The organism is Hylemonella gracilis ATCC 19624 (genome assembly GCF_000211835.1).
Lineage (GTDB): Bacteria > Pseudomonadota > Gammaproteobacteria > Burkholderiales > Burkholderiaceae_C > Hylemonella > Hylemonella gracilis.
In genome coordinates this window covers 21,491-41,605 of the sequence record NZ_AEGR01000060.1, presented here as the reverse complement: position 1 = coordinate 41,605, position 20,115 = coordinate 21,491, and the positions used below count along the sequence as shown (strand labels likewise).

The following is a 20,115-nucleotide window of genomic DNA, read 5'->3' as shown; positions in this document are numbered from 1 at the left end:
GTATCCATGCTGTGTGCTCCTGGGTTGAAGAAAACCATCAGACGCTGAGGTAGGCCCGCCGCACTTCCTCGTTGGCGGCGAGCTCGGTCATCGGGGCCTCGTGGCGGATCTGGCCTTTCTCGAGCACGTAGGCCCGGTCGGACACCAGCTCCGCGAAATGCATGTTCTGCTCGGACAGCAGGATGCTCACGCCCTGCGACTTGAGCTCGAGGATCATCTGCGCCATCTGCTCCACGATGACCGGCGCCACGCCCTCGGACGGCTCGTCGAGCAGCACGAGGAAGGGGTTGCCCATGAGCGTGCGCGCGACGGTGAGCATCTGCTGCTCGCCGCCGCTCATGCGGCCGCCAGGACGGCCGGGCATTTCACCGAGGTTGGGGAAGAGCTTGAACAGGCGTTCGGCCACCCACAGCGGCGCGTCGCTGCCATCGGGCCAGCGGCGCGCGGCCTGCCTGCCAACTTCGAGGTTTTCCATCACCGTGAGGTCGGTGAACACGCGGCGGTCTTCCGGCACGAAACCGAGGCCCAGACGCGCGGCATGGTGCGGTTCACCACGAGAAATGTCATGGCCCATGAATTCGATCGAGCCGCGGCGGCGTGCCAGCATGCCGATGAGGGCCTTGAGCGTGGTGGATTTGCCCGCGCCGTTGCGCCCCATGAGCGCAACGACTTCCCCGCGCCGCACTTCGAGGTCGACGTCGAACAGGATTTGCGCGGCGCCATACCAGGCCGCGAGGCCTTTGGCCTTGAGCAGGACGTCGTTCATGCGGCCTCCTTTTCGAAGGTCTTGCCGGTGCCGAAGTAAACCTCCTGCACCTTCGGATGGTCGCGGATGTCGAGCGGCTTGCCTTCGGCGATGAGTCGACCGCGCGCCAGCACGATCATGCGGTCAGCATAGGCGAACACCACGTCCATGCTGTGCTCGGTGAAGAGCACCGCCATGCCACGGCTCACCACCAGCTGCTTGGTGAGCGCCATCAGTTCATTGCGTTCCTTGGGCGCCATGCCGGCCGTGGGCTCGTCCATCAGCAGCAGCTTGGGCGCGTTGGCCATCGCGATGGCGAGTTCCACGCGCTTGACGTCGCCGTAGGCGAGCACGCTGCAAGGCCGGTCGGCCTGCGACTTCATGCCCACCTGGTCGAGCAGATTCAGCGCGTCGTCGCGCCGGTAGTCGGCAGCGCGGCGCCACATCGAAAACAGCTGGCGGTCATGCGACAGCAGCGCCATCTGCACGTTCTCCACCACGGTCAGCGAAGCAAAGGTCTCGGCGATCTGGAAGGTGCGGCCCACGCCGAGTCGCCAGATGTCGCGCGGCTTGCGGCCCACGAGCTCCTCCCCGCCCAGGCGGATGGAACCCTGGTCGGCTGGCAGCTGGCCGTTGACCATGTTGAAGGTCGTCGTCTTGCCCGCGCCGTTGGGACCGATGAGCGCCAGCAGTTCGCCGGCTGCGAGGTTGAAGTGGATACCGTCCACGGCCTTCACGCCGCCGAAGGATTTGCCCAGGTTGCTGACCTGCAGCAGGGGTTTCGTGCTGCTCATGACTTCACCTCCGCGCCGCGGCCACGGAGTCTGTCGAACGCCTGCTTCGCGAAGCCGGCGAGGCCCTGCGGGAAAAGCAGCACCAAGATGAGGATGATGGCGCCGAGCATGGCGCGCCAGTAATCCGTGTTGCGGGCCACGGTGTCATGCAGCCAGGTGAATGTGAACGCGCCCACCACCGGTCCCGCGAGGGTCTGGATGCCGCCAAGCAGCACCATGACCAGACCATCCACCGACTTGCTCACCGACAGGCTCTCGGGCGAAATGCTGCCTTTGGAGAACGCGAACAGCGCGCCCGCCAGGCCGGCCACCGCCCCGGCTACGACAAAGGCCGTCCACTGCATGCGCTTGGCGTCGATGCCGATCGCGTCGGCGCGCAGCGCCGAGTCGCGCCCCGCGCGCAGCGCGTAGCCGAAGGGCGAGAACAGCACGCGCCGCAGCCACCACACGCCGATGCCCACAAGCGCCAAGGTGACCCAGTAATAGGCGCGCTTGTCGGACAGCCAGTCCGATGGCCAGACACCGGTCAAACCGTTACTACCACCGGTGAAGCTGTCCCACTGGTAGGTGATGCCCCAGGTGATCTGCGAGAAGGCCAGCGTGAGCATGGCCAGGTACACGCCCGAGAGACGCACCGCGAACCAGCCGAACACCAGCGCGCCGAGCGCTGCCGCCACGGGCGCGACGATGAGCGCCACCTCCATCGGCAGACCGCTGGCGCGCACCAGCAGGGCCGCTCCGTAAGCCCCCAGCCCGAAGTAGGCCGAGTGGCCGAAGGAATGCATGCCCGCCGGTCCCATGATGAAGTGCAAACTGGCCGCGAACAGCGCGGCGATCAGCAAGTCGATCAGCAGCACCAGCGTGTACGGGGAGTCGGGCGCGAGCACGGGCACGGCCACCAGCGCCAGCGCGAAGACGACCGCCGCAGTGAGGTAAGCGGGGCCCGGACGGCGCAGGGGTTCCTCCTGCATGCCGACATAACGGCTCGCGGCCTGCGGCTTGCCCATCAGGCCCCAGGGGCGCCACACGAGCACGGCCGCCATCACCAGGAAATCCACGACCAGCGTGAGTTTGGAAAACGAAATCTGCAACCCGAACAGATCCACGACGCCGAGCCAGATGCACACCGCCTTGATCTCGGCGATGAGCAGCGCGGCGACATAGGCACCGGGCAGCGAACCCATGCCCCCGACCACCACCACGACAAAGGCCGCGCCAATGGTGTGCAGGTCCATCTCCAGCGTGGCGGGTTCGCGCGGCAGTTGCAGCGCGCCGCCCAGGCCGGCCAGGAAGGCTCCCAGCGCGAACACGGCCGTGAACAGCCAGGCTTGGTTGACGCCCAGCGCGCTCACCATTTCACGGTCTTGCGTGGCCGCGCGCACCAGCGTGCCGAAGCGCGTGCGCGTCAGCAGCAGCCACACCAGGCCGAGCACCACTGGCCCAACGACGATGAGGAACAGGTCATACGCGGGGAACTGCCGTCCGAGGATGGTCACCGCGCCGCGCAAACCCGGCGCGCGCGGCCCCAGCAGTTCGTCCGGGCCCCAGAGGTAAAGCACCACGTCCTTGATCACCAGCACCAGCGCGAAGGTGGCCAGCAATTGAAACAGCTCGGGCGCCTTGTAGATGCGCCGCAGCAGCAGGATTTCGATCAGCGCGCCGAGCGCGCCAACGACCAGCGCCGCCACCACCAGCGCAGGCCAGAAGCCCAGGCTGTCGGCGAACTTGTCGACCAACGAGTAGGCGACATAGATGCCCACCATGAAGAAGGAGCCATGCGCGAAGTTGACGATGCGGGTGACACCGAAGATCAGCGACAGGCCAGCCGCCACCAGGAACAGCGACGACGCGCTGGCCAAGCCATTGAGCAACTGGACGACGAAACCGGAAAAACTCATGCGGGCATCCGTGGGCGTAGGAGAACACCGCCGCGCTCGGGGAGCGCCCGGGCGCGGCGGTGGCGGGACGGATCAGTCGGCGGCGCGTGACTTCTTCACGTCGGCGGCCGACGGCTGGAAGCGTGCGTCGGCGCCGTCGTAATAGACATAGTCGACCATCACGCCCTTGCCGCCTTCGTTCTTCGTCTTGCCGACGAATGCGCCCATGGTGGACTGGTGGTCTTCCGGGCGGAAGGTGACCTTGCCGAACGGCGAGTCGAACTGCAGGCCCTTGAAGGCTGCGACGAGCTTGTCGGAATCCGTGCTCTTGGCCTTTTCAAGGCCGGCCGCGGCCGCCATGATCATGCTGTAGCCCACCACCGAGCCCAGGCGCGGATAGTCCTTGAACTTGGCCTGGTAGGCGTCGAGGAAGGCCTTGTGCGCGGGGATGCTCACGCCGTTCCACGGATAACCGGTGACCAGCCAGCCGTTGGGCGCTTCATCCTTCAGCGGGTCGAGGTACTCGGGCTCGCCGGTCAGCACGCTCACCACCGCCCGGCCTTCGAACAGGCCGCGGGTGTTGCCTTCACGCACGAACTTGGAAAGGTCGGCGCCGAAGAGCACGTTGAAGATGGCGTCGGGCTTGGCATCAGCCAGGGCCTGCACCACCGGACCGGCCTCGATCTTGCCCAGCGGCGTCGCCTGCTCGGCGATGAACTCGACGTCGGGCTGCGCGGCCTTCAGCAGGGTCTTGAATGCCGCGACAGCGGACTGCCCATATTCGTAGTTAGGGTAGACAACGGCCCAGCGCTTCTTCTTGAGCTTCACCGCCTCCGGCACGAGCATCGCGGCCTGCATGAAGGTACCGGGACGCAGGCGGAAGGTGTACTGATTGCCACCTTGCCAGGTCATCTTGTCGGTCAGCGGCTCGCCCGCGAGATAAAACACCTTCTTCTGCTTGGCGAAATCGGCCAGCGCCATGCCGGTGTGCGAGAGGAAGGCGCCTGCGAGAAGGTCCACCTTCTCGCGCGAGACCAGTTCCTCGGCCGCGCGCACCATGTCACCCGGATTGGCGTTGTCGTCGCGGCTGATGATCTCGATCTTCTTGCCGAGCACGCCGCCCTTGGCGTTGATCTGCTCGACGGCCAGCTCCATGCCCTTCTTGTACGGCTCGAGGAAGGCAGGCTGCGCCTTGTAGCTGTTGATCTCGCCGATCTTGATCTGGGCATGCGCCGACAGCGCCGCCGTGGCGGCGGCAAGCGCCGCCCAGCGGACTGCGAGGTTCAGAGGCTTCTTGATGTTCATGGAAGGGCTCCTGGCTGGCTTGGGGTTGAGGAAGGGGTGTAAGGATTCGTTCGACGGAACAGGCGGAGACACGGGCGCGCTCAGCGCAATCCGTCCTGCCCCTTGATCTCGTGGACCTGCAGACCGCCGATGCGCGGCAGCGGCCGGCCGCTGTCCGTCACGACCACGGCGACCACGATTTCGTTGGCGCGCGGCGCGTCCGACACGCGTGCCTCCATGGCATCGAAATGGCTGCGCACGAAGGCCGCGTCCTTGTGGCCCAGCGGCACGTCGATGGCTGTGCCCATGCCACCACGCTTCTTGGCGGACGGCACGAGCGCCGCTCCCTTTTCGACCGCCACGCGCAGCGGCGCGCCCAGCTTGGGATGGAGGATGGCGGCGGCGTGTTCGAGTTCACCGGCCTCGCCCACGATCGCGGCCTTGCCGTAGCTTTGGGCCTGGCCGGGCTCGATGCCGAGTGCCTTGACACACTTGTCACCCAGCAAGCCGCCGAGTTCTTCACCGATGGCAATCAACTGGTCAAGGTTTTCGGAGTAGCTACCAGCGTACGGATTGGCGATGACCGCCATGGCCAGCGCGCGGCGCGTGGGCGGGTCGATGGGTTTGCCCATTTCGACGCGGGTTTCGTCCACCTGGACGACGATCTTGCGAATGTTGGCGCTCATTGGAATCTGCTGCTCCTGTGTCCGTGTCGTCGAGTCCGCGCTCAGCGCTGACCGTCCCATAACGCGATGTTCTCGGCCCGCAAGCCACCCACACGCTCATGCACGCGATAGCCCGTGGTCATCGCGAGGATGTAAACCACCTCATCCGGCAGCGGCGAGCCGGGCACGCGGACTTCCATCGCATCGAACTGTCCACGCACGTAAGCCGCATTGATGTTGGTGAGCGGCACGTCCAGCGTCACGCCGGGCGGGCCGACTTTCTTGGTCGAAGGCACGATGGCCAGTGCGTTGCCGGGCTGCCCCGTCTTCTTCTCGGTGATGGCGCCCGCCTGGTACTGCGCGCGATCGCCCTTCCAGCCCAGCAGCTCGCGCATGGCGTAGCCACCGGGCACGTGCCAGAGCGCGCCATGTTCCAGCTCACCCCGCTCACCGACGATGGCTCCCTTGCCGTAGGTGCCGATGCGCTCCTTCGGCACCGCCATGGTCACGAGCAGGCGGCGCGCCATGTCCACGCCGACGTCCTGCAGTGCGTCCATCATCGGCAGGATGTCGGGCTCGTAGCGACCCGCGTATGGATTGGTGAGCACGACGCTGATCGCGCCGCGTAGCAGCGGCTGCGCGGCTGGCGGTCCGAACTCGTGGCGGATTTCCTCCACCTGCGTGGCGATGCGTCGTATCTCGATCATGGGTTGTGCACCATGGAAAGAACTCCATGCATTTCGTTAAGCAAACACTGAACCAGTTCTAGCAAATACCGAGCCAGCTTCAGCACCCAGAACCAGCGCCGAGACACCCGGTGCCGTGCCGCCAAGTCCACCTTCCGTCACGCGCACCTGGCCCTGGCACACCAGGATCGCGCCGGCGATCCGCCCTGCCGCCTGGAGCGCACCGGCGCGACGCAGCCCGGCCGCCAGCGCCTCGGTCACGCGCCGCGGCGCCAGCGGCGGCACGTCCACCGTGACGGGCATCGCGCCGAGATCACTGTCGTCGCGAAGCTCGTTCGCGGGCTGTCGCACGATGGCCGCGTCGTCCACGTCCACCGCATTGGCGATGACGGTGGCGGCCGCGTCGGCGGCGGCGGCCGTGTCGGCCAGCACCGTCACGCTGTCGGCGATGCCCAGCGAGAAGCTGCGACCGCGCCAGCCGCTCGTCGCCACGCCGCGCACCGGCATGGCGTGCGTCACCTCGAACTGGCCGTCCACGGACACGCCGCGCAAGGCTTCACGCGCCGTCAGGCGAGCGATATCCGCATACAAGCCGATGCGCGCCGAGGCGCCCGGGGCCAGATGCAGCGCGATGTCACCGCCGTTATTGACCCAGGCGCGCGCGATGCCTTCACGCTGGTAGCAGGCGATCAGTTCCTGCGCCACCGCGCCGGCCACCGCGGCCATGGGCGTGATGAAGGGGGCGCGAAACGGCGCGCAGGCATGCCACATGCGACGCGCGACGATGCCCGCCATGGGACAGGCTTGCGGTTCCGCATCGACTTCGATCGGCCGTCGGAGCAGGGGCAGTTCACCCACCAATTCATCCAGCAGCGGCACGAAGCGCCGCCAGGCCGCCTCGTGCGCGTCGGCAACGGCGCGCTCGCCCCATGCATCGCGGGCTTGCGCGCCAATCACGATGTCGATCGGACCATGCTGAAAATGCCAGCGCCCGTCAGACAGAAGTGAGCGCTGCGCGGGCATGGTGGTCGCTCCCGTTCAGCCCAATTGAGGACCGTTGACCAGCGGCCAGGGGTTGCCTCCGCCGCCAGGCGCCCATTGCAGCGACATGGGCGCGCCATCGTTGTGCCACGCGCCGCTGCGCAGCACCTCGCGCAGATCGCGCACGTAATCCATGTGGCCACCGAGGGCCTGGTAGTCGGCCAGCCGCATGCTGAATTCGATGGGCGCGACGATGGCCGGCGTGGGCACGGTGCCGAAGCTGTTGGCCGGCATCCGCGTCACGTCGACCATCACCGTGATGCCGCCGCCGGGCCACACATAAGCCGGCGCGCCGCCACAGGTGACGTTGACCAGAGCCCGCTTGATGGCACGCGTGAGCAGCACCGGGTTCTCGGTCACGCCGGCCCGCAAGGAGCCGCCCGCGCCGCCCAGGAACAGCACCGTGCACAACGATGGCTCGCAGTTCGCGCCGATGCGCTCCACGATGGCTCGCACCTCGGGTGGCATGGCCTGCTCCACCGGCCTGAGCGCATCGTCGAGCACGTACCACGAGGCATGCTCGCCGGTGGTTGATGTCATCAGCAACCGCAGGCCTGGCCGCGCGACGCCCTCGTCCCAGCCTTCGATGATGGACAGCGGATCAGCGATGTCGGTGCCACCCCAGCCCGTGCCCGGATTGGCCACCTGGAAATAGCGGCCCGGCGTCGATTTGCGACCGCGCATCTGGATGCCCGAGCGCGGCATGTCCAGGCAGCGACCCGCCTGGTGCTCCGTCAGCACGCCGGTGATGTGGTCGTCCACCACCACCACTTCGTCCGCGAGGCCCGCGAACTGCTGCGCGAAGATGCCGACCGCCGCCGAGCCGCAGCCCACGCGCATGCGTTGCTCCTGCACGCCGTTGACGATGGGCGCCTTGCCCGCTTCGATGACGAGCTGCGCGCCACCGTCGATGGTCAACTCCACCGCCTGGCGGTTGCCCAGCTCCCGCATCACCTCGGCGGTGATGCGACCTTCCTTCTTGCTGCCACCGGTCAGGTGATGGACGCCGCCCAGCGACAGCATCTGCGAGCCGTATTCGGCGGTGGTCACGTGGCCGACCACCTCGCCCTTGCAGCGCACATTGGCCTGCTCGGCGCCGAGAAAGCGGTCGGTATCGATCTTCACCTTGAAACTGCAGTAGCTGAAGATGCCCTCGGTGACCACGGTCACCATGTCCACGTCACGGACCTTGGATGACACGATGAAGGGCGCCGGCTTGTAGTCGGGATAAGTGGTGGAAGACCCGACGCCAGTGACGAAGACATCCTCCGCCCGCAACAAGTCGCCATTCCACGCGGGTGTCACGGCATCAGCCACGTCAACCGCCGTCACGGGCTCGCCAGACGCCGCCGTCCGCGGCTCGGCCTCCCGGGCCGCCAGTTCACCCCGGCTGCGTCCAGCGAAGGGCACCAGACTCGCGTCCTCCCGCGCCAGCGTGCGCCGCAGCACCACGACCGGGTCCACTCGCACCAGCACGCCACCCTGGTTCGCATAGCGGTCACAGGCCCCGCAACGACCGTCGGAAATCTGGCAAAGCACCGGACAGGCGTTGCACTCGACCTTGTCGCCGCCCATGCGCTCGCTGCGAGGCCGGGCATGCCCGAGCGCCTGCGGCAGTGTGGAAGAATCGGCGTCGGGAAGCCCGTCCGTCTTGGTGTGTTCGGTCATTTCAGCGGTTCCGCGAGACGGTCGCCGCTCGAATTCCGAGCTTGTGCGACCGCTTCATTCTGTGTAGCATTTGCCAAATAAAAATGTTGTGTTCACTACATTTGTTTTTCAATGTAGCGCATCCAATGCTCGCATGCAACTCTGTTTTCACGCCCGCTTTTGGCGCGCCGCGCAGCCCCAAAACAAGGCATCCCGATTCATCCATCCTTGAAAACTTCAAACTGAACCCATGAGCGCATTCAATGAGGAGCGCGTGCTGAGCGTGCACCACTGGACCGACAGACTGTTTTCCTTCACCACCACGCGCGACCCGGCGCTGCGCTTCTCCAATGGTCACTTCACCATGATTGGCCTGCGCGTCAACGACAAGCCGCTGCTGCGCGCCTACAGCATCGCCAGCGCCAACTACGAGGAACACCTTGAGTTCCTCAGCATCAAGGTGGAGGAAGGCCCGCTCACCTCGCGGCTGCAGCACATCAAGGTGGGCGACACCCTCATCGTCGGCAAGAAGCCGACCGGCACGCTGCTGATCGACTACCTGCTGCCTGGCAAGCGCCTGTACATGCTGTCCACCGGAACTGGGCTGGCGCCCTTCCTGAGCGTCGTCCGCGACCCCGAGACCTACGAACGCTTCGAACAAGTCATCCTGGTGCATGGCGTGCGCCAGGTGGACGAACTGGCCTACCACGACCTCATGACGGACCATTTGCCGCAGCACGAGTTCCTGGGCGAAATGGTCCGCCAGAAGCTGCTGTATTACCCCACCGTCACGCGCGAGCCCTACCGCAACATGGGCCGGGTCACCGACCTCATCACGTCCGGCAAGCTGTTCTCCGACCTGAGCCTGCCGCCACTCAAGCGAGAGGACGACCGCGTGATGATCTGCGGCAGCCCGGGCATGCTGACCGACCTGAAGGCCATGCTGGAAGAGCGCGGCTTCGTCGAAGGCAACACCACCACGCCCGGTGACTTCGTGATCGAGCGCGCCTTCGTCGAGAAGTGACGGAACGCCCGTCGATGGCCACGTCCAAAACCACCTCGGCGCGCAAGCCCAAGACCCCCGTCGCCGCGCGCCGCGGCACGGGCGTGCGCGAGCAGAACGCGCAGAACACCCGTGACAGCATCCTGCGCGCGGCAATCAAGGTCTTCTCCAAGCACGGTTACGACGGCGGCAGCGTCGAGAAAATCTCGCGCCTGGCGAAGTCGTACGACCGGATGATCTATTACTACTTCGGCAGCAAGGAAGGCTTGTACATCCAGGTCATCGAGGAAATCTACCGCCGCATGAACGAGGCCGAGGCCGAACTGGACCTCGACGTCGACCAGCCGGTGGAAGCGCTCACCCGGATGACGCACTTCGTGATGGACTACTACCGCGCGCATCCGGAGTTCGTCACCCTGCTCAACACCGAGAACCTGCACAAGGGCAAGCACATCGGCAAATCGAGCCGGGCGCGCGAGTACTCGTCGCAGCTGATCTCGCTGCTGGCGCAGATCCTTGAAAACGGCGCCACGCGGGGCATCTTCCGCAAGGATGTCTCGGCGCGCGACCTGTACCTGCTGATCGCCGCAAGCGGCTATTTCCACATGTCCAACCGTTACACGCTGAGCAGCTTCCTGGGCGAGGACATTGCCTTGCCCGAGGCGGTCGCGCATTGGAAGGCCTTCGTCCTGGACACCGTGCTGCGCAAGGTCCATTCGACCGGTCGAGCTGCTGCTTAGCCTCCGTGCGCCAGCGACTGTCCGCTACCAGTCCCCCACGAAACCAGGAGTTCCCATGGCAGAAGCTGCAGCCACCGGCAAATCGGGCAAGGTCGTCATCCGCAACATTGGCCTGTTGCTGTCGGGCGACATCGACCGCCCCATCCTCGATGCCGACACCATCGTGGTGCATGACGGCCTGATCACCGCCGTCGGCAAAGCCAAGGATTGCGACACCGAGGGCGCGACCACGGTGGTGGACGCGCGCGGCACCTGCCTGGCGCCCGGCCTGATCGACAGCCACGTGCACCCCGTCTTCGGCGACTGGACACCACGGCAAAACCAGATCGGCTGGATCGACTCCACCATGAACGGCGGCGTGACCACCATGATCTCCGCCGGCGAAGTGCACCTGCCCGGCCGCCCCAAGGACATCGTCGGCCTGAAGGCACTGGCCATCACCGCGCAGCGCGCCTTCGACAACTTCCGCCCCGGCGGCGTGAAGGTGATCGCCGGTGCGCCAGTCATCGAAAAAGGCATGACCGAGCAGGATTTCAAGGACCTGGCCGACGCCGGCGTGAAGCTGCTGGGCGAAGTGGGCCTGGGCTCGGTCAAGGCCGGCGAGGAAGCCAAGCAAATGGTCGCCTGGGCCCGCAAGCACGGCATCCAGAGCACCATCCACACAGGTGGCCCGTCGATTCCCGGCTCGGGCCTGATCGACAAGGATGTGGTGCTGGAAGCGGACGCCGACGTCATCGGCCACATCAACGGTGGCCACACCTCGCTGCCGTGGAAGCACGTGTGCGAACTGTGCGAAAAGTCCACCCGCGCCATCGAGATCGTGCACAACGGCAACGAGAAGATCGCGATCGAAGCCGCGCGCGCGGCCATCGAGCTCAAATGCCCGCACCGCGTGATCCTGGGCACCGACGGCCCGGCGGGCTCGGGTGTGCAGCCGTTGGGCATGCTGCGAATGATCGCGCTGATCTCCAGCTTCGCCAATATCCCGGCCGAGGTGGTGTTCGGCTTCGCCACTGGCAACACGGCGCGCATGCGCCAGTTGAACTGCGGCCTGGTCGAAGTCGGCCGCGCGGCCGATTTCGTGTTCATGGACCGCGCGCAACACACCGCTGGCAAGACCCTGCTCGAAAGCGTGCAGCTCGGCGACATCCCCGGCATCGGCATGGTGATGATCGACGGCATCGTGCGCTGCGGCCGTAGCCGCAACACGCCACCGGCCACGGAAATTCCGGTGGTGGTCGGCGCGCACTGAATCGGGGCACGGCACCGGGACGGGCATGCGGCCGCGCCGATAAAATCGGCGCTCCAGCAGGCCCGGCCTGCTTTTCCTTTTTCCGGAACCCGCCCGTGTCCCACGCCCCCCACATCGCCGAGGAAGTCCGGCGCCGCCGCACCTTCGCCATCATTTCCCACCCGGACGCCGGTAAAACGACGCTGACGGAAAAGCTGCTGCTGTTCTCGGGCGCGATCCAGATCGCCGGCTCGGTCAAGGCACGCAAGGCCAGCCGCCATGCGACCAGCGACTGGATGGAGATCGAGAAGCAGCGCGGCATCTCGGTGGCCAGCTCGGTGATGCAGATGCAGTACCGCGAGCACGTCATCAATCTGCTCGACACCCCCGGCCACAAGGACTTCAGCGAAGACACCTACCGCGTGCTGACCGCCGTGGACTCGGCGCTGATGGTGATCGACGCGGCCAACGGCGTGGAAGCGCAGACACGGCGCTTGATTGAAGTTTGCCGCCAGCGTGACACGCCCATCATCACCTTCGTCAACAAGATGGACCGCGAGGTGCGCGACCCGCTGGACATCCTGGACGAGGTGGAACGCGAACTCGGCATGCCCTGCGTGCCCATGACCTGGCCCGTGGGCCAGGGCAAGAGCTTCGGCGGCATCATCAACCTGCGCACCCAGGCGATGACGGTGTTTGAGTCTGGCAGCGAGCGCCGCCCGCAGGATTTCGAAGCCATCCCTGTGACTGACACCGCCACGCTGAAGGCCCGCTTCGGCAGCGAATTCGATGCCGCCCTGGACAGCATGGAACTGGCCACCGGTGCCTCACCCGCCTTTGACCGCGAGGCCTTCCTGGCCGGCAAGCAGACGCCGGTGTTCTTCGGCTCGGGCGTGAACAACTTCGGCGTCATGGAGGTGCTGGACGCGCTGGTGGACCTGGCCCCCTGGCCCAAGTCCCGCACGAGTTCGCTGGTGGTCAACAAGGAAACGGTGAACAAGGAAGTGCTGCCGGACGACGCGGCCTTCTCCGGCGTGGTGTTCAAGGTTCAGGCGAACATGGACGCCAACCACCGCGACCGCATCGCCTTCGTGCGCGTGGCCTCGGGCAAGTACCAGCCGGGCATGAAGCTGAAAGTCCAGCGCACGGCCAAGGAACTGCGCCCAACCAGCGTCGTCACCTTCATGAGCCAGCGCCGCGAGGCCGTGGAAGAAGCCTACGCCGGTGACATCGTGGGCTTCACCACCCACGGCGGCGTGCAGCTGGGCGACACCATCACCGACGGCAGCGTGGCCCTGCAGTACACGGGCCTGCCCTTCTTCGCGCCCGAGCTCTTCATGACCGTGGTGCTGAAGAACCCGCTGCGCACCAAGCAGCTGCAGCAGGGCCTGGCCCAGCTTGGCGAGGAAGGCGCGATCCAGGTGTTCAAGCCCGAGATGGGCGGCAACATGCTGCTGGGCGCCGTGGGCCAACTGCAGTTCGAGGTGGTGCAGCACCGCCTCAAGAGCGAGTACGACGCCGATGTGCGCCTCGAAGGCTGCCAGTACACCGGCGCGCGATGGATCACCGCCGACACGCCCACCGAACTCAAGGCCTTCTGCGACGCCTACCCGCAGCGCCTGGCGCGCGATGCGGCCGACACCCTGGCCTACCTCTGCACCTCGCCCTACGACGTGCGCCTAGCCCAGGAGCGTTTTCCCAAGATCCACTTCCACCCGCTGCGCGAGCACGCCGGGCTGGCCTTGGAACAGCACTGACAGCGTCACGAAGCGATGCCATGATGCGGGCGCGTTGAGTGCGTCCGCATCGCGCTGCGATACCCCCAGCTCCAGCGCCCACTTCACCCATCCGCACGATTCCAGGAGGAACCCCCATGAAAACCCGCGTCTTGTCCACTGGCTCTGCCTTTGTCGCAGCTCTCTCGATCGCCTTGCTTTGCGTCCCGGCCCAGGCACAGCTGTTCTTGCCCAACCCCGCGTCCGCGACCACGATCAGCCTGGACGCGCAATCGTCGGTGGAAGTGGACAACGACCGCATGCATGTCATGCTCGGCACCTCCGAAGATGGCGAAGACACCCGGGCGCTCACGCAGCGCGTGCTGGCACGTCTGAACGAAGCGCTGGCCCAGGCACAGAAGACCGCCGGCGTCGAAGCCCGGCTGGGCGGCGTGACCACGCAACCCATCTACGACGCCAAGGGCAAGACCCCGCGCTGGACCGTGAGCGGCAGCATCGTGCTGCAATCGCGCAACTTCGCCGAACTGGGGGCCTTGAGCTCGGACCTCAGCCGCGAGATGCGCATCCAGTCGGTCGACTTCTCGCTGTCGTCCGCCGCGCACGACAAGGCGCGGGACCGTCTGATCGCCGAATTGGCGCAAAGCGTGGAGCAAAAGGCCCGCGCGACCGCCGCCGCCTTCGGTTTCTCGCAATACCGCATCCAGACCCTGGCCTTGGACCAGTCGCAGGCCATGCCCCGTCCGATGCGGGCCCTGGCCATGGCCAAGGGCGCTGACATGGCCAGCGAGAGCATGCCCCTGCCGACCGAGGGGGGCACGACCACCGTCACCCTGCACGTCACCGCCACCCTGCTGGCCGACGGCAAGGCGCCGGTCCGGCTGCGCTGACACCCGGAGCGAGGCCACCCTTGGTCTCGGCTAGGGCGAGGTTTCAAGGCCTGATCATTTTTGTTTTGGGACTGCTGAAGGTCTTTCACGGAGCCCCGGCACCTGCCGGGGCTTTCCTTTTTCGGCGTACTGGCACGGGGCACGCCTGGCGGACGACAGACGCAAGAGATTTCAGGACATCGTGAACCAGGATGCCAGCACCCGCTGTAAACGCCGATGACCTTGCTGCAGATGCAGCATGTGCCCACCCTCGGGCACCACGACGTATTGCTTGTCTGGGTGGGGCAGGGCCGCGAAGAAGGGCAACAGGCCCTGGGTGTCGGCCACGTCGTCGTATTCGCCGTGGACCATCAGCGTGGGCACGGTGATGCGGTGCGGGTCCACCAGAGGCAGACGGGTGAGCACGTCGATCTGCGGCCCGGTGGGCGATTTGTCCTCGACCGCCACGGCGGCGCGGGCAAAGGCGTCCATCACGGCCGGGTCGTTCACGTCGTCCGGTGTCAGTGAATGGAAACGCAGCTTCCAGCCCGATTCGGTGATGCGGATGTAGGGACTGCGCTGGAAGACGGCCAGCCGGGGGCGGCGTGTCTTCAGGTCGGGGCTGTCGGCGTGCATCTGGGCGTAGCTGGCGTAGCGCGCCACCTTGTGCGGCTGCGCCATCACGAATTGCCCGCCGTATTGCGTGCCCCAGGACCAAGCCAACAGATGCACCTGTTCCACGTCACGCAAGGCGCACACATGGTCCACCGCCGCGCCGAGATCGCTCGCGGCCTGTTCGGTCGTCAAGAACACGTCCGGTTTGGTGGAACGGCCGAAACCGCGCACGTCGAGCGCGAACACATCGAAACCCTGGCGCGCGAAAAATTCCATGGCGCTGTAGCTGGGCTGACCCGGCACCTGCAGATCGAAGCTTTCTTGACCGCCTGTCGCCGAGCCGTGGGCCAGCACGAGCACAGGCTTGCCCACTGGGTTGCCGGTGAATTTCTCCCACACATGCAGGTGCAGCCCCTCGTGCTGCACCGCATGCGCGACGCCGTGTATTGCTTCCATCGCGCTCGCTCGCCTCTTGCCTCTGGGTGGACCGGATAATGTTGCCGCGCATTCTCCCTGAATCCCCATGACCGCCTTACCCACGCTGCTTGCCCTGCCCACCTGGCCCGCCGAAGAACGCCGCCGCATCACCGGTGTGTTGACCGACATCGACGACACGCTGACCAGCGAAGGCGCCATCACGCCAGACGCGCGACAGGCACTGGATGACTTGCGCGAAGCGGGCATCTCGGTCATTCCCGTGACGGGACGCCCCATCGGCTGGAGCGCGCCGCATGCGCGCAGCTGGCCGGTGCAGGCCATCGTGGCGGAAAACGGCTCGGCCGCCTGGGTCGACGGTGGGACGCGCAAGATTTACCAGCAGGACGAGGCCACGCGCCGCCGCAACCACGAGCGCCTGCAAACCGTGGCGCAGCGCGTGCTGCGCGAGGTCCCGGGCGCGATGCTCGCCCAGGACAGCGCCGGTCGCGAGACCGACATCGCCATCGACCACAGCGAATTCACCCAGCTGCCGCCCGAGTCCATCGCCCATGCGGTGCGCCTCATGCAGGCCGAGGGCTTGAACGCCACGGTCAGCAGCATCCACATCAACGGCTGGATCGGCACACACGACAAATGGAGTGGCGCGCGCTGGATCGTGCGTGAGCTGCTGGGCCGGGAACTCGACCAGGAACTGGATCAGTGGGTCTATATCGGTGACTCGACGAACGACCAGCTGATGTTCCAGCAATTCAGGCACAGCGTGGGCGTGGCCAACATCGCGCGCTTCCTGCCCGAGTTGACGCACCGCCCGCGTTACCTGGCCGCTGGCGAGCGCGGCGCGGGCTTCACGGAATTGGCGCAGGCACTGCTTCAACACCGCTCTTGATCGAGCAGTGAGGGGCGCCCGGCCCTGAATGGACAGCGGCACATCGCGCACCCAGCGACTGGGCAATGTGCCAGCCCTGCAAGTCAACGTCTTGCGGGAGGAATGTTTTCCGCGACGACGTCAGCGTCACAGCCCTGACCCGCCGCGATCCAGCGGCGCAGCAGGGCTTGGACCATTCCGCGCCACCAGCGCGGTCCGCGCCGCGCACGCGCCGGAACCAGCAGACCGCACTGGTAACACCGCTGCGCCGCGTCCCAGCGCAGTGCGTCACAGGCCCCATGCCAGCGCCGCGAAACCAGCACACCCAGCGGACAGGGCGCATGCAGGCAACACAGCCCGCAGCCATTGCAGGGCGCACCCAGGGCGGGCTTGGCGGGCGCCTCGGGCTCGATCAGAATGATGCGCTGGATCATGGGCGTGATTCTCGCGCCAGGCACCGGTCTTCACGCAGGCCAGGTGCGCACGCCCGGCCCCACCCTGTCAGCTTGCAACTCGCCCTCGCCGCATGGCCCACGAAGCACTCGCCGAACATTGCATCGAACTGTTCTCGCCGCTGGGCCGCGCACGTGCCAGGCGCATGTTCGGCGGGCAGGGGCTGTACGTGGACGATCTCTTCATCGCACTGATCGTGGACGGACGGCTTTACCTCAAGACCAACGACGCCACGCAGCAGCACTTCGCCGATGCGGGTGGCCAGCCCTTTGTCTACGCAGGCTCGGAGCGCAAGCCCATCGTGGTCATGAGCTACTGGACCCCGCCCGCCGAGGCACTTGAATCTCCGGCGCTGATGACGCCCTGGGCTCGGCTGGCCCTGGAGGCCGCACTGTCGGCACGCAAGGCCGCCCCATCCCGCAGCTCGTCTCGCGTGAGCGCCAAGAAGGTTTCTCCTTCCAGGAAAACCGCGACACCCGCCGCACCCAAGACCGCAGCGTCCCGCAGCCGGAAAAGTTGAATCCGCCTCTGAGCGGGTGATCGCGCTCAGACCAGCAACAGGCGCGCGGCAAACCCCAGCAGCACCAGTCCCATCGCGCGCTCCAACCAGTGTCCGCTGCGCACGAAGCGCTGGCGCACCAGCGGGCTGGTGAAGACCGTCGCCACAAAGCTGAACCAAGCCGCGATGACCACGCACATCCACACCCCGTAGAACACCTGGACGGCCAGTGGTGTCGCGGGGCTGACCAGGGTCGTGAACATCGCCAGGAAAAACAGCGTGGCCTTGGGGTTGGTCGCATTGGTCACGAAACCGGTCCAGAAAGAAGCGCGCAGGCTTTGCGCTGCATCGGGAACCTTGGCATCCATCGCGGCCTGCGCTTGGTCCACGGCCATGGGCTGGCTGCGAAGGAACATCACGCCCAGGTAAAGCAAATAAGCCGCGCCCAGCCACTTCACGATGTCCAACAACCAGGGCGTGGCCTGCATCAAGGCGCTCACGCCGAGCAAGGTATAGACGACGTGAAGCGCGGTGCCCGCACCAAAACCCAGTGCCGTGCAAATGCCCGCGCGGCGGCCATGGCGCACGCTCTGGCGCACCGCGACGGCGAAATCAGCGCCAGGCGCCATCACCAGCAGAAAGTGGATCAGCGCCAGGCTCAAGAACTCAGGGGCGTAAACAAAGTAAGCAGCAAAAGAGGTGTCAAAACTCATGGCAAGCGCCGGGTAAAACAGTGATGCACGCAGTCTAGAAGCAGGCGTTCGAATTGATAATCCGGTTCGGACTCAAATCATTTATTCCTCATGAGCACAAATCAAGCGCAGTACCTGCTCAACGAGATGGCGGTGTTCGTCCGTGTGGTCGAAACCGGCAGTTTCTCGGAAGCGGCCCGCCAGATGGCGGTCACGCCCTCGGCGGCCAGCCGCGCCGTGGCTCGGCTGGAAAAAGCGCTGGGCCAGCGACTGCTCCAGCGCAGCACCCGCAAGCTGCGCCTGAGCGAAAACGCACAAGATGTCTTTGAACACTGCCGCGACATGCTGAATGCCGCGCAGGCCGCGCTCGAAGCCTCGGGCCGGCAAGGCGAAGAGCCTCGGGGGACCTTGCGCGTCAGCGTGCCCAAGGCCATCGGGCGCGCCTTGGTCCACCCGCACATGCCCGAGTTCTTGGAGCGCTACCCGCAGGTGGACGTGTTGCTGCGGCTGGAAGACCGCTACATGGACCTCTACGACGAACAGATCGACCTGGCGATCCGCATCACCGACCAGCCGCCTCCCGGATTGATGGGGCGGCGCCTGCTGCGCATCGACCATCTGCTGTGCGCCACACCCGAGTACCTCGCGGCGCACGGCGTGCCTGCCCAGCCGCAGGATCTGAAGGCCCACAACTGCATTTACCTGGGCGAGGAGCCCAGTGACTCCCGCTGGAAGTTCCGCCGTGGCGAGCAAAGCACGACCGTGCAAGTGCGCGGACGTTACGCGGCCAACAACACCGGCGTGCGGCTGGACGCCGTGCTACGGCACCTGGGCATCGGCAGCCTGCCGCGCTTCACCGCCGAGCAAGCACTGGCCGAGGGTCGCATCGTTACGGTGCTGCCGGACTGGACCTTCCAAACGAACTACAGCGGTGATGCCTGGGCGCTGTACCCGCGCACGCGCCACGTCGCACCCAAGCTCAAGGCCTTGTTGGATTTCCTGGGCGAACGACTCGCAACCTCGCGCTGAAGACTCCGTCCAGGGGGCGAGGGGTCAGCGCGCCGCGCCCATCTCGGCCTCTGCGTCGTTGGCGTCCGGCGCAGAATTCCTCTGGGGAAAGCCGAACAAGCGGCGTGCATTGCCTTGGGCAATTTTGCGCGCGGCAGAGGGCTCCAGGCTGCCCAGCATGCGACGGAAGCGGCTGATGATTTGGGGGTAGGCGGTCTCGCTTTCGGCGCTGTGCTTCAGCGAGGCTCCGAACTTGGCATCACTGCCGATCACGAAGCGATCGGGCATGTCTTCCATCAGCTGGGCCCAGTCTTCGTAAAGGTCGCCGTCGGCATTCAGCAGGGGCTCGAGATGTCGCCAGCCTGATGCATTGACCGACATGAGCTTGATCGACATCGTCACCTGGGGATAGCTTTGCAGAATGAGCCGCGCGTTGGCGGCGGACGTCATCCCCGTGTGCGACAGCATGATGCGCAAGCGAGGCTGGCGCGCCGTCCACAAGGCCAAGGCCTGCGCCAACTCGGCGTGATGCGAGACATTGCCTGCGGGATCACGGGGTTCGGCGTGCAACTGAATCCAGCCGCCTCGTTGCCCTACCTGGTCGACCACCTCGAGCAGGGGAGGAAAATCAGGACGGATGTAGACGACGTTCTGATCACCCAACTTGTTGAAGTGCATCAGGCCCAGCTCGCCCACACCCAGGCAGGGTGTGGTGTCCAGGTCTTGCGCGAGCCTCTGCAGCCGCTGGGTCAGGAGGTCGGTCACCCGGCCAAAAGTCTGAGCGTCTGCCAGCATATTGGTCAGGTAGTCTCCGCCGCACAGGATGCGAGCCTGATCTGGCGCCTGGCCTGCGAGCCGCAGCTTTTGCTCCGTGCTGGCAAGGGCACTGCCCCGGTTGCTGAGGCCGTCATTGGGGGTGGGCATCACGACCGCACCGCTGACCTTGGATTTCTCCAAGACGCCTGGCAAATTGCTTTCGTTGAAGCCACCGGAGTCCGTGTGCATCAGCGCGTCAATCACCCATCCCCGGTAACGCTCGCCGCGCGCGCGGGCCGGGCGCCCGGGATCGGACAATTCGGGATCGAGTTTCAGCGGCACCGGTGGCACGTCGGCGGCGAACACGCACGCCGGGAGCAAGAGGCCGATCAGACCCAGGGAGCAGAACCGAAGCGACGGCAAGGCAGGCATAGGAACTTCAAACCAATGTTGGCTGGCATCGTAGCGCAACGA

The 20,115-nt window shown here is 66.0% G+C and carries 20 protein-coding genes; 8 read left to right on the top strand and 12 right to left on the bottom strand.

From position 1 onward, the window contains the following. Window positions 1–37: 37 nt before the first annotated feature. The 8 genes from HGR_RS09840 to HGR_RS09805 form a co-directional block, all read right to left on the bottom strand. Window positions 38–766: an ABC transporter ATP-binding protein gene (locus HGR_RS09840; protein ID WP_006298080.1), complete on the bottom strand. Its 729-nt coding sequence runs from the start codon at window positions 764–766 to the stop codon at window positions 38–40. Continuing rightward, complete coding sequence (locus tag HGR_RS09835) at window positions 763–1,539, bottom strand: ABC transporter ATP-binding protein (protein WP_006298079.1); 777 nt, start codon at window positions 1,537–1,539, stop codon at window positions 763–765. The genes HGR_RS09840 and HGR_RS09835 overlap by 4 nt, the downstream gene beginning before the upstream one ends. After that, window positions 1,536–3,437 carry an ABC transporter permease gene (locus HGR_RS09830; RefSeq protein ID WP_006298078.1) on the bottom strand — a complete coding sequence of 634 codons (1,902 nt, stop codon included), beginning with the start codon at window positions 3,435–3,437 and terminating at the stop codon, window positions 1,536–1,538. Before HGR_RS09830 ends, HGR_RS09835 begins: the two co-directional genes overlap by 4 nt. Before the next feature lie 72 nt (window positions 3,438–3,509). Then, window positions 3,510–4,721 carry an ABC transporter substrate-binding protein gene (locus HGR_RS09825; RefSeq protein WP_006298077.1) on the bottom strand — a complete coding sequence of 404 codons (1,212 nt, stop codon included), beginning with the start codon at window positions 4,719–4,721 and terminating at the stop codon, window positions 3,510–3,512. 80 nt (window positions 4,722–4,801) lie between these two features. Continuing rightward, complete coding sequence (locus HGR_RS09820; RefSeq protein WP_006298076.1) at window positions 4,802–5,386, bottom strand: amino acid synthesis family protein; 585 nt, start codon at window positions 5,384–5,386, stop codon at window positions 4,802–4,804. Between the two features lie 41 nt (window positions 5,387–5,427). Then, the gene (locus HGR_RS09815; protein ID WP_006298075.1) at window positions 5,428–6,072 is read right to left on the bottom strand and encodes an amino acid synthesis family protein; all 645 of its coding nucleotides are present in this window, start codon (window positions 6,070–6,072) and stop codon (window positions 5,428–5,430) included. A gap of 36 nt (window positions 6,073–6,108) precedes the next feature. Continuing rightward, window positions 6,109–7,074, bottom strand: coding sequence for a UPF0280 family protein (locus HGR_RS09810; protein WP_006298074.1), 966 nt, complete (start codon window positions 7,072–7,074; stop codon window positions 6,109–6,111). A gap of 15 nt (window positions 7,075–7,089) precedes the next feature. Beyond that, window positions 7,090–8,760 carry a hypothetical protein gene (locus HGR_RS09805; RefSeq protein ID WP_006298073.1) on the bottom strand — a complete coding sequence of 557 codons (1,671 nt, stop codon included), beginning with the start codon at window positions 8,758–8,760 and terminating at the stop codon, window positions 7,090–7,092. 229 nt (window positions 8,761–8,989) lie between these two features. Here HGR_RS09805 and HGR_RS09800 point away from each other — a divergent pair, with 229 nt between their 5' ends. The 5 genes from HGR_RS09800 (at window position 8,990) to HGR_RS09780 (ending at window position 14,336) form a co-directional block, all read left to right on the top strand. After that, window positions 8,990–9,763: a ferredoxin--NADP reductase gene (locus HGR_RS09800; RefSeq protein ID WP_006298072.1), complete on the top strand. Its 774-nt coding sequence runs from the start codon at window positions 8,990–8,992 to the stop codon at window positions 9,761–9,763. Window positions 9,764–9,777: 14 nt separating this feature from the next. Continuing rightward, window positions 9,778–10,482, top strand: a complete 705-nt coding sequence (locus HGR_RS09795) for a TetR family transcriptional regulator (RefSeq protein ID WP_006298071.1) — start codon at window positions 9,778–9,780, stop codon at window positions 10,480–10,482. Between the two features lie 55 nt (window positions 10,483–10,537). Further along, window positions 10,538–11,734, top strand: coding sequence for an amidohydrolase family protein (locus HGR_RS09790; protein WP_006298070.1), 1,197 nt, complete (start codon window positions 10,538–10,540; stop codon window positions 11,732–11,734). Window positions 11,735–11,829: 95 nt separating this feature from the next. Further along, window positions 11,830–13,470 carry a peptide chain release factor 3 gene (locus HGR_RS09785; protein ID WP_006298069.1) on the top strand — a complete coding sequence of 547 codons (1,641 nt, stop codon included), beginning with the start codon at window positions 11,830–11,832 and terminating at the stop codon, window positions 13,468–13,470. A 116-nt stretch (window positions 13,471–13,586) separates the two neighbouring features. After that, the gene (locus HGR_RS09780; protein ID WP_006298068.1) at window positions 13,587–14,336 is read left to right on the top strand and encodes an SIMPL domain-containing protein; all 750 of its coding nucleotides are present in this window, start codon (window positions 13,587–13,589) and stop codon (window positions 14,334–14,336) included. A 171-nt stretch (window positions 14,337–14,507) separates the two neighbouring features. Here HGR_RS09780 and HGR_RS09775 read toward each other — a convergent pair whose 3' ends face one another. Further along, window positions 14,508–15,386 (bottom strand): alpha/beta fold hydrolase, encoded by an 879-nt coding sequence (locus HGR_RS09775; RefSeq protein ID WP_006298067.1) that lies wholly within the window; start codon window positions 15,384–15,386, stop codon window positions 14,508–14,510. Window positions 15,387–15,453: 67 nt separating this feature from the next. On the opposite strand from HGR_RS09775, the gene HGR_RS09770 reads away from it, so the two are divergent. Next, entirely contained in the window at window positions 15,454–16,254 is an 801-nt protein-coding gene (locus HGR_RS09770; protein WP_006298066.1) for an HAD-IIB family hydrolase, read from the top strand. An 83-nt stretch (window positions 16,255–16,337) separates the two neighbouring features. Here HGR_RS09770 and HGR_RS09765 read toward each other — a convergent pair whose 3' ends face one another. Then, the gene (locus HGR_RS09765; protein ID WP_006298065.1) at window positions 16,338–16,667 is read right to left on the bottom strand and encodes a hypothetical protein; all 330 of its coding nucleotides are present in this window, start codon (window positions 16,665–16,667) and stop codon (window positions 16,338–16,340) included. 92 nt (window positions 16,668–16,759) lie between these two features. Between HGR_RS09765 and HGR_RS09760 the strand changes: the two genes are divergently transcribed. Continuing rightward, window positions 16,760–17,206 carry a TfoX/Sxy family protein gene (locus HGR_RS09760; RefSeq protein WP_006298064.1) on the top strand — a complete coding sequence of 149 codons (447 nt, stop codon included), beginning with the start codon at window positions 16,760–16,762 and terminating at the stop codon, window positions 17,204–17,206. Between the two features lie 26 nt (window positions 17,207–17,232). Here HGR_RS09760 and HGR_RS09755 read toward each other — a convergent pair whose 3' ends face one another. Continuing rightward, window positions 17,233–17,898: a LysE family translocator gene (locus tag HGR_RS09755; protein WP_006298063.1), complete on the bottom strand. Its 666-nt coding sequence runs from the start codon at window positions 17,896–17,898 to the stop codon at window positions 17,233–17,235. A gap of 90 nt (window positions 17,899–17,988) precedes the next feature. Here HGR_RS09755 and HGR_RS09750 point away from each other — a divergent pair, with 90 nt between their 5' ends. Continuing rightward, on the top strand, window positions 17,989–18,906 hold the full coding sequence (locus HGR_RS09750; RefSeq protein WP_006298062.1) for a LysR family transcriptional regulator: 918 nt from the start codon (window positions 17,989–17,991) through the stop codon (window positions 18,904–18,906). Between the two features lie 24 nt (window positions 18,907–18,930). Here the strand turns inward: HGR_RS09750 and HGR_RS09745 are convergent, their stop codons facing one another. Continuing rightward, window positions 18,931–20,073 carry a hypothetical protein gene (locus HGR_RS09745; RefSeq protein WP_006298061.1) on the bottom strand — a complete coding sequence of 381 codons (1,143 nt, stop codon included), beginning with the start codon at window positions 20,071–20,073 and terminating at the stop codon, window positions 18,931–18,933. Window positions 20,074–20,115 lie beyond the last annotated feature (42 nt).